At 38.4% G+C, this 21,245-nt stretch carries 20 protein-coding genes and 6 tRNA genes; 23 read left to right on the top strand and 3 right to left on the bottom strand.

The window, feature by feature from the left end:
• The first annotated feature begins 18 nt into the window (after positions 1-18).
• The 6 genes from BLR86_RS22535 to BLR86_RS22510 all read left to right on the top strand — a co-directional run bounded on the left by BLR86_RS22535 (position 19) and on the right by BLR86_RS22510 (position 716).
• Positions 19-95 (top strand) — tRNA-Pro (locus tag BLR86_RS22535).
• Positions 96-160: 65 nt separating this feature from the next.
• Positions 161-237: transfer RNA gene (locus BLR86_RS22530), tRNA-Met, on the top strand.
• Between the two features lie 67 nt (positions 238-304).
• Positions 305-397 (top strand) — tRNA-Ser (locus BLR86_RS22525).
• A 29-nt stretch (positions 398-426) separates the two neighbouring features.
• A tRNA-Tyr gene (locus tag BLR86_RS22520) sits at positions 427-511 on the top strand.
• A gap of 42 nt (positions 512-553) precedes the next feature.
• Positions 554-627: transfer RNA gene (locus tag BLR86_RS22515), tRNA-Trp, on the top strand.
• 7 nt (positions 628-634) lie between these two features.
• A tRNA-Leu gene (locus tag BLR86_RS22510) sits at positions 635-716 on the top strand.
• A 228-nt stretch (positions 717-944) separates the two neighbouring features.
• Here the strand turns inward: BLR86_RS22510 and BLR86_RS22505 are convergent.
• Entirely contained in the window at positions 945-2,225 is a 1,281-nt protein-coding gene (locus BLR86_RS22505) for an amidohydrolase family protein (protein ID WP_254782428.1), read from the bottom strand.
• 227 nt (positions 2,226-2,452) lie between these two features.
• Between BLR86_RS22505 and BLR86_RS22500 the strand changes: the two genes are divergently transcribed.
• From BLR86_RS22500 to BLR86_RS22485, 4 genes are all read left to right on the top strand, one after another.
• Complete coding sequence (locus tag BLR86_RS22500) at positions 2,453-3,580, top strand: acyl-CoA dehydrogenase family protein (RefSeq protein WP_090767094.1); 1,128 nt, start codon at positions 2,453-2,455, stop codon at positions 3,578-3,580.
• Positions 3,581-3,602: 22 nt separating this feature from the next.
• Positions 3,603-4,430 carry a phosphate/phosphite/phosphonate ABC transporter substrate-binding protein gene (locus tag BLR86_RS22495; protein ID WP_090767091.1) on the top strand — a complete coding sequence of 276 codons (828 nt, stop codon included), beginning with the start codon at positions 3,603-3,605 and terminating at the stop codon, positions 4,428-4,430.
• A gap of 112 nt (positions 4,431-4,542) precedes the next feature.
• Positions 4,543-5,724: a cobalamin-independent methionine synthase II family protein gene (locus BLR86_RS22490; RefSeq protein ID WP_090767088.1), complete on the top strand. Its 1,182-nt coding sequence runs from the start codon at positions 4,543-4,545 to the stop codon at positions 5,722-5,724.
• The gene (locus BLR86_RS22485; protein WP_254782427.1) at positions 5,717-6,208 is read left to right on the top strand and encodes an OsmC family protein; all 492 of its coding nucleotides are present in this window, start codon (positions 5,717-5,719) and stop codon (positions 6,206-6,208) included. The genes BLR86_RS22490 and BLR86_RS22485 overlap by 8 nt, the downstream gene beginning before the upstream one ends.
• A gap of 65 nt (positions 6,209-6,273) precedes the next feature.
• On the opposite strand, the gene lspA is transcribed toward BLR86_RS22485, so the two are convergent.
• On the bottom strand, positions 6,274-6,741 hold the full coding sequence (gene lspA / locus BLR86_RS22480) for a signal peptidase II (RefSeq protein ID WP_090767085.1): 468 nt from the start codon (positions 6,739-6,741) through the stop codon (positions 6,274-6,276).
• A gap of 210 nt (positions 6,742-6,951) precedes the next feature.
• Between lspA and BLR86_RS22475 the strand changes: the two genes are divergently transcribed.
• The 11 genes from BLR86_RS22475 (at position 6,952) to BLR86_RS22425 (ending at position 17,951) form a co-directional block, all read left to right on the top strand.
• Positions 6,952-7,674 carry a 3-ketoacyl-ACP reductase gene (locus BLR86_RS22475; RefSeq protein WP_090767083.1) on the top strand — a complete coding sequence of 241 codons (723 nt, stop codon included), beginning with the start codon at positions 6,952-6,954 and terminating at the stop codon, positions 7,672-7,674.
• A 256-nt stretch (positions 7,675-7,930) separates the two neighbouring features.
• A complete protein-coding gene (locus tag BLR86_RS22470) occupies positions 7,931-8,641 on the top strand; it encodes a GNAT family N-acetyltransferase (protein WP_254782426.1) in 711 nt (236 codons plus the stop codon).
• Between the two features lie 181 nt (positions 8,642-8,822).
• Positions 8,823-9,740, top strand: coding sequence for a LysR family transcriptional regulator (locus tag BLR86_RS22465; RefSeq protein ID WP_090767080.1), 918 nt, complete (start codon positions 8,823-8,825; stop codon positions 9,738-9,740).
• 119 nt (positions 9,741-9,859) lie between these two features.
• On the top strand, positions 9,860-10,963 hold the full coding sequence (locus BLR86_RS22460) for a 5-methyltetrahydropteroyltriglutamate--homocysteine S-methyltransferase (protein ID WP_090767077.1): 1,104 nt from the start codon (positions 9,860-9,862) through the stop codon (positions 10,961-10,963).
• Positions 10,964-11,162: 199 nt separating this feature from the next.
• A complete protein-coding gene (locus tag BLR86_RS22455) occupies positions 11,163-11,438 on the top strand; it encodes a DUF485 domain-containing protein (protein ID WP_090767074.1) in 276 nt (91 codons plus the stop codon).
• On the top strand, positions 11,435-12,988 hold the full coding sequence (locus BLR86_RS22450; protein ID WP_090767071.1) for a solute symporter family protein: 1,554 nt from the start codon (positions 11,435-11,437) through the stop codon (positions 12,986-12,988). Before BLR86_RS22455 ends, BLR86_RS22450 begins: the two co-directional genes overlap by 4 nt.
• Positions 12,976-14,751: a LytS/YhcK type 5TM receptor domain-containing protein gene (locus tag BLR86_RS22445; RefSeq protein WP_090767068.1), complete on the top strand. Its 1,776-nt coding sequence runs from the start codon at positions 12,976-12,978 to the stop codon at positions 14,749-14,751. The genes BLR86_RS22450 and BLR86_RS22445 overlap by 13 nt, the downstream gene beginning before the upstream one ends.
• A complete protein-coding gene (locus BLR86_RS22440; protein WP_090767064.1) occupies positions 14,748-15,497 on the top strand; it encodes a LytR/AlgR family response regulator transcription factor in 750 nt (249 codons plus the stop codon). The genes BLR86_RS22445 and BLR86_RS22440 overlap by 4 nt, the downstream gene beginning before the upstream one ends.
• Before the next feature lie 147 nt (positions 15,498-15,644).
• Positions 15,645-15,974 (top strand): DUF485 domain-containing protein, encoded by a 330-nt coding sequence (locus BLR86_RS22435; protein WP_090767061.1) that lies wholly within the window; start codon positions 15,645-15,647, stop codon positions 15,972-15,974.
• Positions 15,975-15,987: 13 nt separating this feature from the next.
• Positions 15,988-17,523, top strand: coding sequence for a solute symporter family protein (locus tag BLR86_RS22430; RefSeq protein WP_090767058.1), 1,536 nt, complete (start codon positions 15,988-15,990; stop codon positions 17,521-17,523).
• Between the two features lie 212 nt (positions 17,524-17,735).
• The gene (locus BLR86_RS22425; protein ID WP_090767055.1) at positions 17,736-17,951 is read left to right on the top strand and encodes a hypothetical protein; all 216 of its coding nucleotides are present in this window, start codon (positions 17,736-17,738) and stop codon (positions 17,949-17,951) included.
• Positions 17,952-18,148: 197 nt separating this feature from the next.
• On the opposite strand, the gene BLR86_RS22420 is transcribed toward BLR86_RS22425, so the two are convergent.
• Complete coding sequence (locus BLR86_RS22420; protein ID WP_090767054.1) at positions 18,149-19,090, bottom strand: aldo/keto reductase; 942 nt, start codon at positions 19,088-19,090, stop codon at positions 18,149-18,151.
• Between the two features lie 243 nt (positions 19,091-19,333).
• On the opposite strand from BLR86_RS22420, the gene BLR86_RS22415 reads away from it, so the two are divergent.
• Both BLR86_RS22415 and BLR86_RS22410 read left to right on the top strand, forming a co-directional pair.
• Entirely contained in the window at positions 19,334-20,089 is a 756-nt protein-coding gene (locus tag BLR86_RS22415) for an IclR family transcriptional regulator (protein WP_090767051.1), read from the top strand.
• 15 nt (positions 20,090-20,104) lie between these two features.
• Positions 20,105-21,235 (top strand): NADH-dependent flavin oxidoreductase, encoded by a 1,131-nt coding sequence (locus tag BLR86_RS22410; RefSeq protein WP_090767048.1) that lies wholly within the window; start codon positions 20,105-20,107, stop codon positions 21,233-21,235.
• Positions 21,236-21,245: the final 10 nt, after the last annotated feature.

The raw sequence follows: 21,245 nt of genomic DNA, 5'->3' as shown, positions 1-21,245 counted from the left end.
GGGCGCGCCATATTTTATCGGGAAGTAGCTCAGCTTGGTAGAGCACTTGGTTTGGGACCAAGGGGTCGCAGGTTCGAATCCTGTCTTCCCGACCAGTTTTTCTTGCTAGGTACTACTAAATTTCTTACGTAGCAAAATAACTAAATTTAATTAAATATTTGGCGGTGTAGCTCAGCTGGCTAGAGCGTTCGGTTCATACCCGAAAGGTCGGGGGTTCGACTCCCTTCGCCGCTACCAAGTTTTTTTGCGAAGTAAAAATAACCAAAGTTGTTTAGCAGCACAATAATTAATATATTTTTTTTTCGGAGGAATACCCAAGTCTGGCTGAAGGGATCGGTCTTGAAAACCGACAGGCGGCTCATACCGCGCGGGGGTTCGAATCCCTCTTCCTCCTCCATAAATTTTAATAATTAATTTCTCCAATGTGGAGGGGTAGCGAAGTGGCTAAACGCGGCGGACTGTAAATCCGCTCCCTCCGGGTTCGGCGGTTCGAATCCGTCCCCCTCCACCAAGTAACCAAAGTTTTTTGTGAAGTAAGTTAACTTTCCATTATAGGGGTATAGTTTAAAGGTAGAACGAAGGTCTCCAAAACCTTTGGTGTGGGTTCAATTCCTACTACCCCTGCCAAGTATTTGCCGGTGTGGCGGAATTGGCAGACGCGCACGACTCAAAATCGTGTTCCGTGAGGAGTGTCGGTTCGACCCCGACCACCGGTATCTAATCTAAGTACACAAATTATTCAGTATTACTATCATAAGTAGAGAGACAGGGTATAATTCCTTGTCTCTTTTTTGTACGATAAAGTGAAATTACAATTAAATGAAAGGTGATCTAAAAAAGTACTTAACTCAAAATTTCTTTTAAAAGACTCGTACTTTTTAAACCAAAAAACCCCAACAACACTTGTGTTGATGGGAATAAACTCTTTATTGATATGAAAGTATTTATGATTGTTTTAAGAAATCGATTTCTATTTCGTTTATTCGTGGTTCACGTTTGAAGAGATATTCTCCATTACGAATCGATGCAAGTACTTCTGCACGTTCACGAATTGCTTCATATGCATCCTTTGCATCTAAAACGATAAAGTTAGCTGGCTTTCCTACTTCAATGCCATACTCATCGTTCACTCTCATAATGTTTGCACCGTTGTATGTGATCAAGTCGAACGCCTTATTGATTTCATCAATATGTGTATAATGTGCTAAATGGATACCATTATCTAAAATGTTCATCATATTTCCATTCCCTAATGGATACCAGTAATCCGCTATAGAATCTTGAGCAAAGGCCACATTATTTCCATTATTTAATAACTCTTTTACTCGAGTTAAACCACGACGTTTCGGATAACTGTCGCCACGTCCTTGTAAATGTGCGTTTTCAGTAGGACAAGAAATAAAGTTGATTTGTGATTCTTTAAATAAACCTAACATTTTATTTGCATAACTGTTTTCTACCGCACCAAAGCTACATGTATGGCTTGCTGTTGTGTATGTACCATAGTCTTTTTCCATAACAAGCGCATTTAACACTTCTAAAAAGCGACTATTTGGATCATCGTTTTCGTCACAGTGAATATCAATCATGACATTATATTTTATTGCCAGATCGACAATGCGTCTCAATGATTCAACACCATGTTCGTAGGAAATTTCGAAGTGAGGGATTCCTCCTGCTACGTCAGCACCCATTTCAAGCGCTTGTTCCATTAATTGTTCTGCACCTTTATATCGGAAGAATCCTTCTTGAGGAAAGGCTACAAGTTGTAATGTAACGATATCTTTCAATTCGTCCCGCAGTTTAATTAAAGCTTTCATTCCTGTTAGATTAGAGTCAGTAATATCTACATGGGTACGAATAAACTGAACCCCTTTACTCAATTCTTTTTGAATCCCTTTTATCGCACGCTCACGCACTAATTCTTCCGTCAATGATTTCTTATTATCACTCCATCGCTGGATACCTTCAAATAACGTACCTGAAACATTTGCATTTCCTTTGCCTAGCCCTGAAAAGATATAATCTAAGTGTAAATGAGGATCAACATATGGTGGCAATACCAAATTACCTTTTAAATCAATCACTTCATCAGCGTTGCCTAAATCATTACCTATTGCTTTAAATTGATTGTTTGCTACTAAAATTTCATGAGAATCAGGGTCTCCATATATATTCACGTTAATGAATTTTTTCATAAAAACATGACTCCTTTGCATCATCATTTTTTTGTCATCCTTATTAAAATTGTATCAATAGAACTCATTCGTTTGTTCCATTAATTATTATACCAGTCTTAAGGCAAATAATAATTTTGGCGGCTTATTGTCCCGATACATAGATAACATCATTTTATTTGTTAAAAAATATTGGAAATACCTATCATAATATTGAATTAGATTAATAGATTTTTATAGGACATACAAAAATTTTATACAAGGTGGGGAATGCTTTGAACAATGTTTTTCTTGAAGGCAAGGATTTTGCAAAGTCCTACATACTGCCTTACACGGATTTAACGGACAAGGAGTCGAGGTTTCCTGAAGAATCTTTCAAAAAGCTAGGTGAAAAGGGCTTTTTAAAACTACTTGTACCTGAAGAATATGGCGGACTTGGCAAAGGGCTTGAAGAGCATGCCCAGGCATGTTTGGCATTTGCAGAGAGTTGCTCTACCACAGCCCTTTGCTACATGATGCACAATGTCGCATTGATGTGCATTCGAACTCATGGAAGTGACGAACTAAAGAAAATGATTTTTACAGACGTTGTAGAAAATGGGAAATTCCTGGCTTTAGCCTACAGCGAATTCGGAACAGGAACCAACTTCTATATTCCGGAAATGACTGTCGAGGCCAACAGGGACAACACAACGTTTAACGGAACAAAGAGCATGGTAACCTCTGCCACATATGCTTCCTACTACCTCGTTCTAGCACCTTCTGTTGAAGAAGGAAAAATAAGCAACTGGGTATTCCCTTTGGAAGCAAAAGGATTGACCTTTGAAATGTCAAAATGGCAAGGTTTTGGAATGAGAGGGAATTCATCTTGTCCGATGCACATAGATAATGTGACGTTGGACTCATCTTTCCGTATTGGGGCAGAAGGATCAGGCGAAGAGCAGGTATTCAACGTGGTTGCTCCGTTCTTCGTCACAGGGCTGGCAGCAGTTTACAGCGGTACTGCCATGCATCTATTTGAAATAGCCAAGAACCATGTGGTGGATAGGCAATATCCTGATGGAAGAACACTTGCTAATATTGAAACTGTTCAAGTGCACATTGGAAATATTTTTAAAACCGCAGCAGCTGCAAAAGCAATCACCCTAGAAGCTGCCAGAGCAGGTGCAAACGGAGAAGCTGATGCACTCGCAAAGATTTTGGCGGCAAGAATCGTTGCATCAGAAGCTGCAATCGAATGTGGAAGGCTTGCCATGAGAGTGGGGGGAGGGAAAGCTTACAATAAGTCTCTCCCAACTGAAAGACTTCTAAGAGATGCGTATGCCGGTCAAATCATGGCTCCAAGTGCCGACGTTCTGGCTATCTGGCTTGGAAAAGCATTAACAGGTCAGATGTTTCCATGAGAGTAAAGAAGGAGTGATCCCAATGAGGAACGATAGAATAAAAGTCGGGGCTGTTATTTATGATCCGAGAGTTACAGTGATCTGGGGGATCATAGCTGATTTTTTCAAAGAGGAAGGGCTAGAAATAGAATGTATCTTCTATAAGGATTATGTGAGACAGGTTGACGGTCTCATGAACAGGGAGATTGATATCGCCTGGAATTCTCCTCTGGCTTGGTTGGACGCATATACGAGAACCGATGGAACATGCCAGATGGGATCAATGAGAGATACAGACAGAGACAGAAAGACCTGCTTCATTGTCAGAAAAGACAGTGGCATAACAAATCTCGCTGGGTTAAGGGGCAGAACGATTGGTTTTGGAGCTGTCGACTCTCCTCAAGCAAGATTGATCCCAATCAACCATTTGCATAAAAATGGGCTTGAATATGGTACGGACTACACGGAGAAAAGATTCGATATTGGCGTCGGCCTTCATGGAGACCACATAGGTGGAGAGCTAGATGCCATTAAAGCGTTGATGGCGGGAACGGTAGACGCCTCTGTCACGCTGGATTTGAACTGGGAAGCTTGGAAGAAAGATGGCACGATTGATGAAAACCAATTGGTGTGCATAGATACAACGGCTTTGTTTGACCACTGTATTTTCGTCGCCCATACTGAGTTTTCAACTGAAAGGTTTAGAGAATGGGAAAAGGTACTCCATAGAATGGACTATTCCAATGAAGCTCATAAGAAGATGATGGATATGGAAGGTTTGAAGAAATGGGTAGAAGGCAGAATCACAGGATTTCAGCAATTACGTGAAGCCAATGACTATCTTCATTCTTTAATAAGTAACCCCTCATGAATGAGAGCTTCTATTAGTCTTATTTAATTTAAAGCAGCAATTAAAAGAGAAGCGTGGTTTTTTCCGTCGCTTCTCTTTTACCTATTTACATCCATTTTGGGAGATGAAACATATGATAGGACCATTACCGCTATTTCCCACTTCCCTAATAGGAAGTATGCCAAGATCAAAAGAGGTTCTAGGCGCCCTCAGAATGATGAGAAGAGGAACGATTAAATCAGACGACTTCAACAAGCTTATTGAGGTGGAAACCCGAAAGGTCATTAAGTTTCAGGAGGATTTAGGGATTGATATCATCACAAGTGGAGAGCTCGGGCGGGATAACTATGTGTCCTTTGTTTCCGATAAAATTGGCGGCGTTAGAATGATGAGCATGAGTGAAATGCTCGATTATATTGAGGATAAAAAAGCTTTTGAGAACATTTTGACCACGCTTGATGTTCCGGCAGTCAGTATCAAAAATGCGATTTGTGTGGGAAAGTTGAACTACAATGGTGATATTGTTGCAAATGAGCTTAGGACGATGAAGAAGTTCACCAACAAACCAATTAAGGTTACCATGCCGGGTCCCTATCTGCTTACCAGATCGATGTGGCTTCCTTCTCTCTCTGGTAAGGTTTATGGGAGCAAGGAAGAACTTGGGCAGGACGTTATAAAAATCATGAAGGAAGAGATAGACAATCTTATGAACATCGGGGTTGATGTAATTCAATTGGATGAACCGGTTCTGACTGAGGTTGTTTTCACAGAGGGAAAGCCAAGGTCATTTATGTGCGCTGCTCTTTCCGAGAGGAAGGATCCTAAAGAGGAACTTGAATTTGCCAGTTCCTTGATTGGACAGATTATCAGGCATATAGAAAAACACAAAACGGTTGCTTCTCTACATGTCTGCAGAGGCAACTGGAGCAAAAATGAGAGTATATTATTGACAGGTCCATATACTCCGCTGCATGCGATATTTGCTAGTGTGAATCCAGACCTATTAACACTTGAATTCTCAACGCCAAGGGCAGGTGAGCTAGGCTCATTATTATCTGATTCAAGAATTGTAGAGCATACAGCACTTGGTTTAGGAGTGATCAATCCACGTACAGATGAAATTGAGACAGTAGATTCCATCCTTTCAAGAGTGCAAGAGGCCATAACGTATCTTCCAAAGGAAAGACTATGGCTAAATCCTGATTGCGGTTTTGCGACCTTCGCAAATAGTCCAGTTAACATACTTGAGAATATCTCGGGAAAAATACGCTCATTAACAGAAGCGGTTTCAATACTAAGGAGTAAATATGATTAAGCGGTCGAAAGATGAAATAAATACATTATATGAATCTCGGATTTTCGATATGACCTTTAGAGGGACGTCGAATGATCTCTCATCTGTCAAAATTTTTACGAGTAAAAATAGCTTTCAAATAGCGAAGCAAATCAGCTTTGATCCAGAATCCAAACAAATCAGCAGTCTTGAATACTTTGCTGGTTCCGTATTAAGCAGCATACTATTGACGCTATTAGAGCAGTCGAAAAAAAGGGATTCAATGATTGAAGAAATGGAAGGGGTTTTGAATCTTTCACTGGAAAATCCACTAACCTTAGTTGGTGTAAAAGGGTATGATGAAGAACCGTTTATCAGAAAAATAACCGTAACCGTTTTTTTATTTGTTGATCTTGAGGATAATGATTTTGCTGATTTTTGCTCAAGGGCGCTTCATCACTCCCCTATTTACAATACATTAAAAAGATCAACGGAACTTGAGGTCATATTTAAAAAGCTTGTATGACGAGCCCAATTCAAAAGGTTAACGACCATTGAATTGGCTTTTTTCTTAAAAAAACGGCTAGTGGGTTATTTTTCTATGTGCTTATCATGAGAATCTAGTGGTTTTTTTTTCAACCAGCTAACGATTACGTAAAGAATCAGCAACACTCCCCCGATTTCTATCGAATGGTCGGCTAAGTTAAGAATTCCACCAGTGCGAACGATAAAATCTGTTACGTGTCCAAACAAAAGTCTATCAATACCATTTCCAATTCCTCCTCCAACTAGGAATCCAAAACTACTATCGATGAGAACACCCTGCATTTCTCCGGTTCTACGAATATATAAAACACCTAACACGAACACCACAGCCAGAACTCCGAAGAGCCGAGCATAGCCTGGTAATAAACCTCCAGCCATCCCGCTATTTTCGATATGTGTGAGTTGAATACCCCATAATGTAAAAGTTTCATTGATTTCAATATGGGCCCGAATTAGAAGCTTAGAGACCTGGTCTATCACAATAACGATGATTGCAATTACATAAAATAGCATATATGTCCTCTTTCTTGCAGAATAATTTGTATCCTAAACATCAGTATAATTGAAAGCTTTTTTCTATTCTATTTTGGAGCTCATATTTACCTGCTACGAGAAAGGAGAGATTTTTTCCTAAATAAATGAAAGTTATTGGAGAAAACTAATTTAGACTACTATAATAGAGTGGATTGATAAATTTGTATATACAAGAAGGAGCTGTTTGTTTTGGTACAATCTTTAACAGGTAAGGTAGCTTTTATTACAGGTGCAGGAAGAGGGATTGGAAAAGCAACTGCCATCGCACTTGCGAATGAAGGGGTAACCCTTGGTTTACTTGGAACAACTGAATCAAATTTAAAGCAAGTAGCAAGTGTTGTGGAAGGACTAGGAGTGAAAGTTGCTTACGCAGCAGTAGATGTTTCAAACTTAGAGCAAGTCCAACAGGCTATTGAAAAGGTAACAAGCCAATTAGGCAAAGCCGATATTCTGATTAATAGTGCGGGAACTAGCAAATTTGCTTCCGTTTTAGACATGGATCCAGAAGAATGGAAAAGGATCATTGACGTGAATCTAATGGGTACCTATTATGTAACACGTACGGTTCTTCCTCAATTAATTGAAAAAAATAGTGGAGACGTAATCAATATTTCCTCCACCAACGGCTTGAGTGGGGCGGCTACATCAAGTGCCTATAGTGCTTCTAAATTTGGTGTCATTGGATTAACTGAATCATTAGCACAAGAGGTTCGCAGAAATAATATCCGGGTAACGGCATTAACTCCAAGTACAGTCGCAACAGACATGGCACTTGATTTGAAACTAATCCCTGAAAACGATGAAAAGTATATGCAGCCAGAAGATATTGCTGAACTGATCGTTTCTCAATTGAAATTAAATCAACGAGTCTACATAAAAACAGCTAGCATATTGGCTACAAATCCTTTCTAATCACTATTAATTCAAGTGCCTGTCCCCCGTCGGAAAGCATTAAACGCCGGGGGGCAGGCACTATTTTTCTGAGGATGTTTCTCTCCATATAGTCACGACACAGGCAAATATATATGGTTTCCAATACCAGAAAAGGTAAATAGTTATTCAAATCATATTCGATTTACGGAAATAATAGAAAAAAATCAATATATTAGCGGTTTAAACGGTTCTAATCTAAATGAGATTTATAATATTAAAATGGAGAGATCGTATTTTGAAGAAAAAATCAAAGCCACAAAGAAGTAAACAAATGAATTATTTTGAACAAGATTCTGATGAAACATTCTACTATATTGCAGGGCACACTTCAGCAGGTGTACCTTATGGAACATCCTGGGGGGAGATTGTTTCTCAAGAATTAAAGATTAGATTAGCAGTAAAAAAAGATTCAAAGAAAGTTGCCGGCCTTATTTACCTTGCTATCGGTGATATTGCCGAACAACTAACTGGCCAAACAAAAACTGAACATATTCATGAAACATTAGCTTTCTTTTTTCGTGAAAAAAATAACCGTCTAAGTTTCCAAAATACGATTATTGCATATGTGTTAGATGAAGTAGTAGGAACCATTATTTCCTATCCGGGAGACGATGCGCCTGTCTTGGATGAGCCAATTCTTCATAGATTAAGAAAGAAAAGGCGCAATCAGGAAATTTGCTTTGATAAAGAAGCGGATCCTGGGGATTATTACATTGATACTATATGTGTTAGTCCAAAATTTCAAGGATATGGAATTGGAACAACATTAATTAAAGAAGCAGAAAAAGAGGCAAGACAAATTGGATATAGTAGAGTGTCACTAAATGTGGCTCATGACAATCCAACTGCTAAAGGTCTTTATAAAAAATTAGGATATATTGAAGAAAAAATCATCCAAATTAATGGGCATGATTATGACTACATGGTGAGAGTAATAGAAGAGTAAACAGCTCTACTGTTCTAGCGCCCTCTATTTCCACACATATAGGATTGTAGTTCTAGTGCCTGACCCTCGATGAATTAAAGTGTTACAGCACTGGGGGTTAGGCATCAATTTTGGCACCAATTTTCCTGGGCGACCCAAAATAAATGTATAATTGTAAATGATTTAGAAAAGAGGGCTGAAGATGACATTACAACAATTAAAATATGTGATTGAAGTGGCAAAAAGTCGGTCCATTAACAAAGCGGCACAGAATTTGTTTATTAGTCAGCCAAGTCTTTCAAACGCACTAAAAGAGTTGGAAGAGAAGATCGGGATTACGATTTTTTCGCGAACCAATAAGGGGATTGTGATTACACCTGAAGGATCGGAGTTTTTAGGGTACGCAAGGCAGGTAGTGGAACAGGCAGAACTTCTTGAGAATCGCTATACGAAAACACGATCGCCGCAGCAAAATTTCTCAGTATCTGGTCAGCATTATGCCTTTGCGGTAAGTGCCTTTGTCCGTCTATTAAAAGAGTATGACCGCGAGGAATACGAGTTCACTTTACGAGAAACTAGGACCTATGAAATCATTGCTGATGTGAAAAACCTCCGTAGTGAGATTGGGGTTTTATATCTGAATGATTTTAATCAACATGTGATTCAAAAATTTCTAAGAGAGGGAAATTTAAAATTCCATGAACTATTTGAAGCAAAGCCCCATGTCTTTATTAGCTCAACAAATCCTCTAGCGGCACAGGAATATGTCACATTATCTGATTTGGATCCCTATCCATACTTGTCTTATGAGCAGGGGGATTATAATTCCTTCTATTTTTCGGAGGAAATACTTAGCACGCTAACTAGACCGAAGAATATTAAGGTAAGTGATCGGGCAACTTTATTTAACTTATTGATTGGATTAAATGGCTACACCATTTCAACAGGTGTGATCAGTCATAAATTAAATAGCAAAGACATAATTGCCGTCCCTCTAAAGGTAGATGAACGAATTCATGTGGGCTATATTACCCATAAAAGCGTCACAACCAGTAAGTTGGGCAATATCTACATTCAATATTTAAAAGAATCGATTGGAGAAGAATTACAACGGCTATAGTTTAAGGCTATAACAAGGGATAGATTTTAGGTGTTACGTTATAATGATTTTCCTATGCTACACTTGGCTTAGAACAAATAAAGAATATTCTTAATTTTATAGAAAGTAGGAGATTCACTATGACAAAAACACTTGTTAAAGCTCCCTTTAGAGCCGATCATGTAGGAAGTCTATTACGTCCAGAAAGAATTCATCAGGCTAGGAAGGATTTCCAAGCAGGAAATATTTCAACACAAGAACTACACGTAATTGAAACAGAAGAAATCAAAAACATCGTTGACAAGCAAATTGAAGTAGGACTACAAGCTGTTACAGATGGAGAGTTTCGCCGAAGATTTTGGCATACCGATTTCCTTGAGCATTTAAATGGGGTAGAGGGCTACGTGCCAGACTCTGGATTTGCATTCAAAGGAGAAGAAACGGAAAGATATGATGTGCGTGTAAACGGGAAGATTTCGTTTAACCAAAATCACCCACATCTCAAAGACTTTATCGAATTTAAAGAAATTGTAGGGGACCGTGCCGTTGCCAAACAAACCATCCCAAGTCCAAACCAATTATTTAACGCCGGAATTCGTAACAAAGAAATTTATCCGTACCTTGAAGAATATGCAAACGATATTATTCAAACCTATCGCGAGGCAATTAAAGCTTTCTATGATGCAGGTTGCCGTTACCTACAACTAGACGATGTCTACATTGCGGGTCTAAATGCACCGGAAATACCATTTAATGATAGTGGCTATTCCCGTGAACAATTAATTGATTTAGCCCTCCAAGTGGTTAATGGAGCATTGGAAGCGAAGCCGGAAGATCTCGTGATTTCCACCCACCTTTGCCGGGGGAACTACCGTTCAAAATGGGCATTTGAAGGTAGCTACGCGAAAATCGCGCCAACTCTATTTGCAAAAGAAAAAGTAAACGGATTTTTCCTCGAGTATGATGATGACCGTTCTGGTGATTTCGGACCATTGGAATACATACCTAATGGTGGCCCGCAAGTTGTGTTAGGTGTATTCACATCGAAACATGGGAACTTAGAAGATAAGGAAAATATTAAAGCGCGTGTAGCAGAAGCAACAAAATATGTGCCATTAGAGCAATTATGCATCAGCCCACAATGCGGTTTTGCTTCTACTCATCATGGAAATATCTTGACCGAGGAAGAGCAATGGGCAAAACTGAAGTATATTGTCGATGTTTCTAAAGAGATTTGGGGATAAGTTTTTTAAGCGAACAGCTAACGATGGCTGTTCGCTTTTTCTAACTCTAGTGCCTGACCCCCAGTGTGTTAAAGTATTAACGAAGCGGGGCGCAGGCACCTTTATTTTCCATCAACTTTACACGTTTAGATTCTTCATGTATTATTTGAATTAAAACACTTCACTGATTTTTCAGATTTCGAAAACAGGAGGCGAATGAATGGAGGAGCAAATTTTACAATTGATTCGTAAGAGAAAGCAGTTGATGACATCTGCGTTGGCTGCTGCATTACTGTTTTATTTTTTCCTTCCTTTTTCTCTTATTTTCATTCCTGATGTGATGAATCGGCCAAGCTTCATTTATAGTATTTCTTCGGCATGGTTATATGCATTTTTACAAATTCCGATGACATGGTTCTTCTGTGGGATTTACCATAGGACTGCTAATAAAATTGATAGACAGATGGAAGGAATCGATAAGGAGAAGTCGTTGTGAATCCTACATATTTTTTATTTCTTATTTATATCATTGTTTGTACATTAATTATTACATATTGGGCAGCCAAGCGAAGTAAAACAACGAATCGGTTTTATATTGCTGCTGGGTCATTAACAGGTTTTCAAAATGGAATGGCAATAGCTGGCGATTTCATTAGTGCAGCCTCCTTTCTAGGGATTGTTGGGATGGTTGCAATCCGTGGCTATGATGGTTTTTTATATTCCATTGGTTTTTTAGTTTCCTATCTTGTTGTTCTATTTTTAATTGCTGAACCCATACACCGTCTAGGTAAATATTCTCTTGGAGATGTCATTTGTTCACGATTTCCAAGTGGGAAGATGCGATTAATTATGGCTTTTTGTACGTTTATCATCTCCATCCTGTACATAATCCCTCAGCTTGTTGCTTCAGGATTTTTACTTCGTTTACTGCTTGATATCAATTATTCCGTATCAGTCATTGTGATAGGTGGATTAATGACGATTTACGTCGTTGTAGGTGGGATGATTGCGACTTCATGGGTACAGATTGTGAAAACCGTTCTTCTTATGTCAGGAACATTTCTTCTCACACTTATCGTATTTTCCCATTTTAATTGGGATGTTTCGAAGTTAATTGAAGAAGTAAAAACAGGTACGCCATTGGGAGAAAATTTTTTCCTTCCTGGAAATTTATTTGATAATCCACTGGAATTCCTTTCACTACAACTTGCTTTAGTACTTGGGACTGCAGGATTGCCTCATATTTTAATACGACTATTTACAGTTAGTAATACATATGAGGTTCGCAGGTCTTTAATAAGCGCATCATGGATTATTGGAATTTTTTATGTAATGACACTCGCCTTAGGTCTTGGGACTGTCGCATTCTTAGGCTATGATTCGCTAATGGCGCTCGATCCTACTGGGAATTTAGCTGCTCCGTTACTTGCCAAGGCGGTTGGAGGTGACTTCCTGTTGGCATTTGTTTCTGCGATTGCCTTTACAACCATTGTTGCAGTTGTTGCAGGGCTCGTTATTTCCGCTACAACTGCTTTCGCCCATGATATTTTCCATCATATCGTTAAAAAAGGGAAATCAACAGAGATGGAACAATTGAGGGCAGCACGTTGGTCAGCATTAGGAATCGGATTGATTTCCACTTTATTTGCACTACGATTAGAGACCATTAATGTAACATTTCTTGTTTCGATGACTTTCATTGTTGCTGCTTCAAGTATTTTCCCCGTTCTTTTATTAACGTTTTATTGGAAGCGCTTTACTCAAGTGGGAGTCATTATGGGATTGCTTAGTGGCCTTGTTGCGTCTTTACTATTCGTCATGTTAGGTCCTCACATTATGAATCCACAGGATGGATGGATTCGAGGTGAGGCAGTGTTCTCCTTATATAATCCAGGCATTATTACAATTCCAATTGGCTTTGTTGGTGCATATTTGGGAACGATTCTTTCAAGAAGGCAATCCCAATCCATAGCAGAATTTAACGAGTTCTATATTCAATCCCAGTCCGGCATTGCTTCAAGGGGAGAAAAGAAATGGAAAGCTTAACGATTATTTTATTTGAACGTTTGGGACTACTTCTTATAATTGCATTTGTGATGACACGGACACCTGGATTCAGGTCATTAGTATACCGTAATTATAGTGTGAAGATGTCGATCGTTCATGCAGGGGTGTTTGGTTTATTTGGAATGGCCAGTACGGCTACAGGAATAGTCATACATGAGGATGGATTCTTCAGTCATCAATTAATTATTTTTCCAGTAGAGAGTCAACACTTAATTGTTAGCATGAGCCTTGTTGCGATTGTAATAGCCGGCTTATTAGGTGGACCGATACTTGGTTTAGGCGCTGGAGTTATTACTGGGATCCATCTACTATTTCTTGGAGGTGTTGGTGGATGGGCGAATGCTCTTGTCAATCCTATTACAGGCTTACTGGCAGGCTTAACGGCACGATTTTTCTCCAACGAACGTGTTATTTCTCCGTTGAAGGCATTACTTATTGGTGTTTTCCCTCCAGTTTTACACATGCAATTACTACTTATTATGTACACAGATAGACTAGATATGATTACACTTGTCAATACAATTGGCTTACCACTTGTGTTATCAAATAGTGCAGCGATTGCCATTTTTACAGCGATGATTGGAATTGTTTTACGTGAACAAGAAAATGAGGCAGCTCTAGCATCGAAACAAGCATTAACCATCGCGAAGGAAGCACTTCCATTTTTAAAAAAGGACTCTCCTTTTGATGTTGCGAGTGGCTTAGCAAATTTATTATATACTCGTCTGAGGCTTGCTGCTGTTACCATTACAGATCAAAAGGAGGTTTTAGCCCATAAAGGTTTGGGAGATGACCATCATCAATTTGGTGATCCGATTACAGCACATCCAGCACAAAAGGCGATTAGTATGAAAAAAATTCAAGTTACACACGTGAAATCTGATTTAATATGTACTCATAAAAAATGCAGTCTTGAGGCAGCGATCTTCATTCCGATTATAGAAGATGATGATGTAACGTATCTGATTACTTTCTATTTCCGTAAAGCAGAGCATATTTCTCCCGTTGAAATGATGATGGCACAAGGGCTGGGACAATTTATTTCAGATCAATTGAATATGCTTGGGGCGGAAAAACTAAAGGCCCATATTCGAGATGCAGAGTTAAGGAATTTACAAGCACAAATCAATCCACACTTTTTATTTAATACCCTTCAATTAATTGCTGGATTGTTTCGGGAAAATCCAGGGAAGGCTCGCCTCATAACACTACAATTAGCAAGTTATATGAGGTTTAATATACGTTTGGTATCGAAATCACTGGTTGAACTTGAAAAAGAGTGTGAACATGCTGAAGCCTATACGTCTATTATTCAAGAGCGATTTACAGGAAGGTTACAAATTAATTTTGTAAAGCCAGCTGAACTTTCCAATATTTATATTCCGCCATCGACCATTCAGCCCCTGATTGAAAATTCAGTTCAACATGGTTTAAAGAATGTAACAGATGGTGCAAAGATTGAAATTATAATAGAAAAGGAGAATGGGAGACTTGCCGTTTTAGTTCGGGATAATGGGAGCGGTTTTCCTACTCATATTTTACCGGTTGTAAGTCTACAGCCATTAGTCAGTCATAATAATGGTGGGATAGGTATTTATAATGTAAACCAGCGATTAGTTCATTTATTAGGAGAGTCAGCAAGATTGCATATTCGAAATTTGTCCTATGGGGGCAGTGAAGTGAAGTTTTCGATTCCAATTCCAATTCCAAATCAATTTGAAGAAAAGCAGGTGATGGGATGAATATTCGTGCGATGATTGCTGAAGATGAGATGATGGCTAGAAAGGAATTGTTGTATTTATTGAAAGATGAGAAGGGAGTGATCCTCACTCCACATGCGGAAACGGGTGAACAATTAATTGAGTTATTTTCTGAACATCGGCCGGATGTTATTTTTCTAGACGTAGAGATGCCAGGTTTCACAGGAATCGAGGCAGCACAATATATTATGAAACAGGAGACCGACACTATTCCCTTATTTGTGTTCACCACTGCATATGATGAATATGCAATGGATGCTTTTGAAGTAGAGGCAGTTGACTACTTATTGAAACCATATGATGAGATAAGGTTTCGAAGGACGATGAAGCGAATTCGCAAAAGTTTAGCGAATCGAAAGAATAGTAGTGAAGCAGCGGGAAAAAAGGAACAAACGATTCTATCAAAGATTTTAATAGATGATGGAGAACGGATGGTTGTAGTATCTCCTGATTCTATTTACTATGCCGTGCCAAATAAACGATTCCTAGAGATTCATACCGAGGATAAGGTCGTTATGAGCCGGATGACCTTACAAGAATTAGAGGATCAGTTAGCTGGTCATATGTTTTTCCGTGCACATCGTAGTTATTTGGTAAATCTAAATCACGTGTTGGAAATAACGCCTTGGTTTAATGGAACAAGCAATTTGACGTTAAAAGATAAAAAACGAACAAAAATCCCTGTAAGTCGTTCTGCGAATAAATCCATTTTTGAAAATTTTAAATGATAAGATCATAGAGTTGAATCTACAACCATTCATGAGCCATACATAACCGTTCACCATCTATTTTCAACCATTCATCCATTTTTAAATTATTTAATATTCAGGATATTATATAATTGTCTATAGGTTAATGGAAGGGGATGGTCGATTTTGGCTCAAAAAGAATTGATTACTAGCAAGGAGAAAGGTATTGATTATCTAAAGGTAAAAAGTAGTCCACAATTTAAACAATTTTTGAGCAAAAAGAAACAATTTATAGTACCGATGACTGTATTTTTCATGATTTTTTACTTTTTATTGCCGATTTTTACCTCTTACACAACATTTTTAAACACCCCAGCAATTGGAGATATTTCTTGGACTTGGATTTTTGCCATTTCACAGTTTGTGATGGTTTGGATGCTAAGTTCAATCTATGTAAAAAAAGCAGCTTCCTTTGACAAAGAATCCGAGCAAATCATTAATGAGCAGTTAAAATAGGGGGGTATGGTAGATGGATCCGGTAGTAGTTATTCTTTTTCTCATAATCGTAATTCTTACGTTAGTCATCACTTTTTTTGCAGCAAAACAAACAAAATCCACTGGAGATTTTTATACGGCGGGTGGGGGATTGACTGGATGGCAAAATGGATTAGCAATAGCTGGTGATTATTTATCGGCGGCATCCTTCCTTGGTATTGCAGGAATGATTGCTTTAAAAGGGTTTGATGGATTTTTCTATAGTATCGGCTTTTTGATTGCTTATTTAGTTGTATTGTTTTTAGTAGCAGAGCCATTGCGTAACCTTGGTAGATATACATTAGCGGACATGATTAATTCGCGCTTTGATGCGAAAAAGGTAAGAGGGGCTGCTGCGCTTAGTACTATTACCATTGTTCTTTTCTACATGATCGCACAACTTGTTGGTGCTGGTGCACTTATACAATTATTATTCGAAATCCCGTATTGGATAGCCGTGTTAATTGTTGGGGTTATGATGACGATTTACGTTCTATTTGGTGGAATGATTGCAACGAGTTGGGTACAGATTACAAAGGCTGTACTTCTGATGGCAGGAATGGTTGTCATCTCGTTCCTGGTACTAATGAAATTTAACTTTAATATAGGGGCCATGTTTACTGAAGTGAAAACGGCAACTAGTCATGGTGCAGATTATTTAAATCCAGGAATCAAATACACCAATCCTCTAGGAACGCTTTCGTTAATGCTTGCCTTAGTGCTTGGAACAGCCGGTCTTCCACACATTCTGATGCGCTTTTTCACGGTAAAGGATGCAAAAACTGCTAGAAGCTCCGTTATAACAGCAACTTGGACGATTGGGATTTTTTATATTTTAACATTATTCCTTGGTTTTGGGGCAGCAATTTATGTCGGGGAAAGTGAAATACTCGCAGCAAATGCTGGCGGAAACATGGCTGCGCCACTACTTGCGAAGGCAATCGGTGGGAATGTATTATTTGCTTTCATTTCTGCAGTTGCATTTGCGACAATCTTAGCGGTAGTAGCTGGTCTCGTGTTATCTGGAGCATCTGCATTTGCACATGATATTTACGGACAAATTATTAAAAAAGGTGAGGTAACAGAAAAACAGCAAATGCTTGCAGCACGCTATGCAGCTCTAGGTGTATCAGTTCTATCCATTTTATTATCATTAGGTGCTCAATACTTAAACGTAGCCTTCCTAGTTTCGTTAGCATTTTGTATTGCGGCAAGTGCGAATTTGCCAGTTATTTTGTATACAGTATATTGGAAGCGCTTTAATACATCAGGTGCAATTTGGGCAGTTCTTTCCGGATTGATCTCAGCATTAGTTCTAGTCTCGATTAGTCCTAGCGTATTTTCTCCAGTTGAAGGGGGCGCTCTATTTGTAGGGAACCCAATCTTCCCATTAGATAATCCGGCACTTGTGAGTGTTCCATTAGGCTTTCTTGGCGGTTATCTTGGAACCATTTTCTCGAAAGAAAATGATTATAAACGCTATGCTGAAGTTTCTGTGCGGGCACATACAGGCTTTAAAAAGGCGGAATAAGTATGATAAAAACGAGTTTTTGACATAGGGTTTATTACTGGTAGGAAAATCATTAGAAGCTATTAAATAGTTATTTAGGGGGATGAGGTGGAATTGGTAATAAACAAAGAAATAAGTGTAGAAGAAAAAGTGATAAAATATCCACAACAGCCAGTTCCGTGCAGCCGGAGTGGGTAACGGAAGCTTGAGAAGCGATTTATCGTCAGCAAGAAATGGTTGTAGAAGACTTGAAAGAAAAAGTGGAAGGAGGAATGGAAAAAGCGTCTGATGAATTTTTATATCAGGATAAATCAGAAGCTAAGCACGAACTAGAGGTGGGAATTATTGATATAGGTAAACACTACTCATCTTTTTATTTATCTGTCATAACCATCCAAACCACGCGAAAATTGGTGCCTGACCCCCGATGCTGTAACGCTTTGCCGTAATGGGGGTCAGGCACACTGGCCTGTGACTTTTCCTCTGGCATTTTTCGACTTGTGGAACATTTATGTGAAACAAGATTCTTCGGGTTGTGACAGGCACTGCAACTAAGCTACGAATCCATTCTAATCAATATTATTTCTAGTGTCCGCCCCCCGACGAATTAAAGCGTTACTGCATCGGGGGTCGACACCATTTATTATTAGTTGTTACGTAGTATATCACTTATCATTGTTATTTCTAGCTTCGATAAAATAATTTCACTCGCATGAATATTTTCTAGTATTCGCTCTTTCCTTTTGCCTCCCGGAATAACGGCATCAACACCTTCTTGAGCAAGTAACCAAGCTAGTGCTAAGTTAGGAAGAGATGTTTCCTTTTGTGCAGCAACTTCCTTTAATTTGTCTACTGTTTCAAGTGTTTGTTGGAATTGCTCACCTTGGAATAAAGGAATAGAATTGCGCCAATCCTGTGAATCTATCGTAGTGTTTTTCGTGAAACCACCACCAAGTAATCCAAAGGCTAACGGACCATACGGGATAAATGAAATATTATTTTCAACACAATATGGTAGTAATTCGGCTTCAGCTGAACGATCTAACATATTATATGGTGATTGTAAGACGGAAATATCACCATGGGCGTTTGCCTCTTTTAATTGCTCAATTGAAACATTCGAAACCCCAATTGCACGAATTTTTCCTTCTTTTTTTAAACGAGCTAATTCACCAATAGATTCAGTAAAAGGTGTTTCATTGTCTGGAAAGTGTAAATAATATAAGTCTACAAAATCTAGTTGTAATCTTTGTAAACTCTTTTCTACGGCTTCTCGCAAATATTTAGGACGATTGTCTGTTCTTACAGAACCATCGGGGGACCAATGTTGCGCTCCTTTCGTTGCAATCACAATGTCATTTCGATTAAATTCTTTTATTACTTCACCGACTAATTCTTCAGAACGTCCAAGACCATAAATATCAGCAGTATCAATAAAGTTTACTCCATTGTTCAATGCTTCTCTTACAAAGTCTATTCCATCCGCTTCCTTTAAATTTTGAAACAAATTATGCCCGCCAACTGCATTGGTACCAAGTCCAATCTCTGATACTTTAAGTTCTGATTTTTTTAATGTTGTATATTTCATGTTTTTTTCCTCCTATCATTTATTAGCCTAATCATAATGACAAGAAGTAAAGTCCACAAATTACTTCGTTCTAGTTTCATATATTGAAACTTTCTTTATAGAATAATCTATCCTGTTCGAAATCAAAAAACTAATATCATTTATTTATTGAACATCTTACTAGTTTCAAATAATGAAACCACATCTACATATTTTGAGCAAAAAAGTATTAAGACTTATACTAGTAGAAGATGAGGTGAACAAATGGCAAATAATGAAGTATCAACCCTGAAAAAAGGACTTCTTGTTTTAGAAATAGTCAAACAATATCAAGGGATTACGTTGAGAGAAGCGATGAATCAACTCAACCTTAGTAAATCTACGGCATTTCGATTATTAACAACGTTAGAAGAGATGAATTATATCTATAAAATTCAAACTCAATATTTTATTAATCATAAAATGTTTTGTCACGGTTTTGAAAAACGATCAGAGAAGGATTGGGCCTCTTTACATTCCATCTATCAAGTAGCAGAAAATCTACAAATGAGTACCTATTTAGGCAAAGTGGACGGTACCGATCTTGTCATGACCCAGGTGTTACATGCTCCTTTTAAAAAGTCAGCAGATGAAGAAATCGGAAATCGTTCAAAATTGCATCAATCAGCTTTAGGAAAAGTCATTTTGGCCCATTTAGATGAAGACCTGTTAGTGCCTTTATACGATAAAATGTCACTCGAACCTGCGACGGAAAATACGTTCCAAGACTCGCAACTTTTCCATTATCATTTAAAGGCCATTCGTCAAGAGGGCTATGCATTTGATGATGAGGAACGGATCGTCGGTATCCGTTGTGTAGCCGTTCCTGTCTTTCGTCATAAAAAAGTAATTGCTGCCTTAGCTATTGCTGCACCTGCAGAACAAATTTCACGTGGCAATATAAAATACATTGCCCAAAAGCTAAATACAGGTAGTGAAGCCATTACACAGGAAATCGAAGCTTTAGAAAATATTCATTAATCAAGGGGAATTTAAATGAAGGATAACTATCAAAAATTATTTCAAGATTTTACTTTTAAAAGTGGTGTTCATGTAAAAAATCGTCTCATGATGGCACCAATGACAACTTTTTCTGCCGATGAGAATGACTACGTATCAAAGGATGAACTTGATTACTATAGAGAACGTGCAAATGGTGTCGGGACAATTGTTACGGCATGTGCGTATGTTTCGAAAAATGGTAAAGGCTTCGATGGACAAATGGGCATTGATCATGATGATAAAATTGAAGGTCTCTCCAAATTAGCTGATGTGATTCACTCTGGCGGAGCTAAGGGTGTTGTTCAACTTTATCATGGCGGTCGTTTAGCCGTGCCAAGACTTATTCCAAATGAGGAAACCGTAAGTGCAAGTACCGTGGCTCCACTGGAAGACCGTGGATTTTATAGCATTAAACAATCACCAAGAGCATTAACGACTGAAGAGGTATACGAAATTATTACTGATTTTGGTGAAGCTACACGTCGAGCGATCGAAGCTGGGTTCGATGGTGTTGAATTACACGGAGCAAGTGGTTATTTAATTCAACAATTTGTTTCACCACATTCAAATAAACGAAATGATGAATTCGAAAATCGACTTTTATTTTCATTAAAATTAATAGAAGAAGTAAAGAAAGTGATTAATGAGTATGCAGAAAAGCCATTTTTAGTTGGTTATCGTTTTTCACCAGAGGAGCCTGAAACTCCGGGAATCACTATGAAAGAAACCTTTGAACTTATAGATGAATTAATTAGAGCAGATATTGATTATCTTCATATTGCAACAACCGATGCTTGGGCAAACCCACGTCGAGGAATTGTGAGTGAAAAATCACGGACTGAATTAATTGCTGAATATATTAACGGGCGGATACCACTAGTTGGTGTAGGTAGTATTCATACGCCAAAGGATGCAGCACTTCTAGTAGAAAAAGGTAAAACAGATTTTGTGGCGATTGGACGAGCGCTAATTGTTGATCCGCATTGGGTTGAAAAAGTACAGAATCATGAAGAAGAATCGATCTCTAAGCAGCTAAAACAAAACGAACAGCATCAAGCTGTCATCCCAACCCCTTTATGGAAATTAATTTTAGAGATTGAAGGTTGGGTTCCAATTGAAAGATAAGTCAACTTAT

The organism is Bacillus sp. OK048 (genome assembly GCF_900103525.1).
GTDB lineage: Bacteria > Bacillota > Bacilli > Bacillales > Cytobacillaceae > Neobacillus.
The sequence above is the reverse complement of the archived record's forward strand: the minus strand, read 5'-3'. Positions and strand labels throughout refer to the sequence as shown.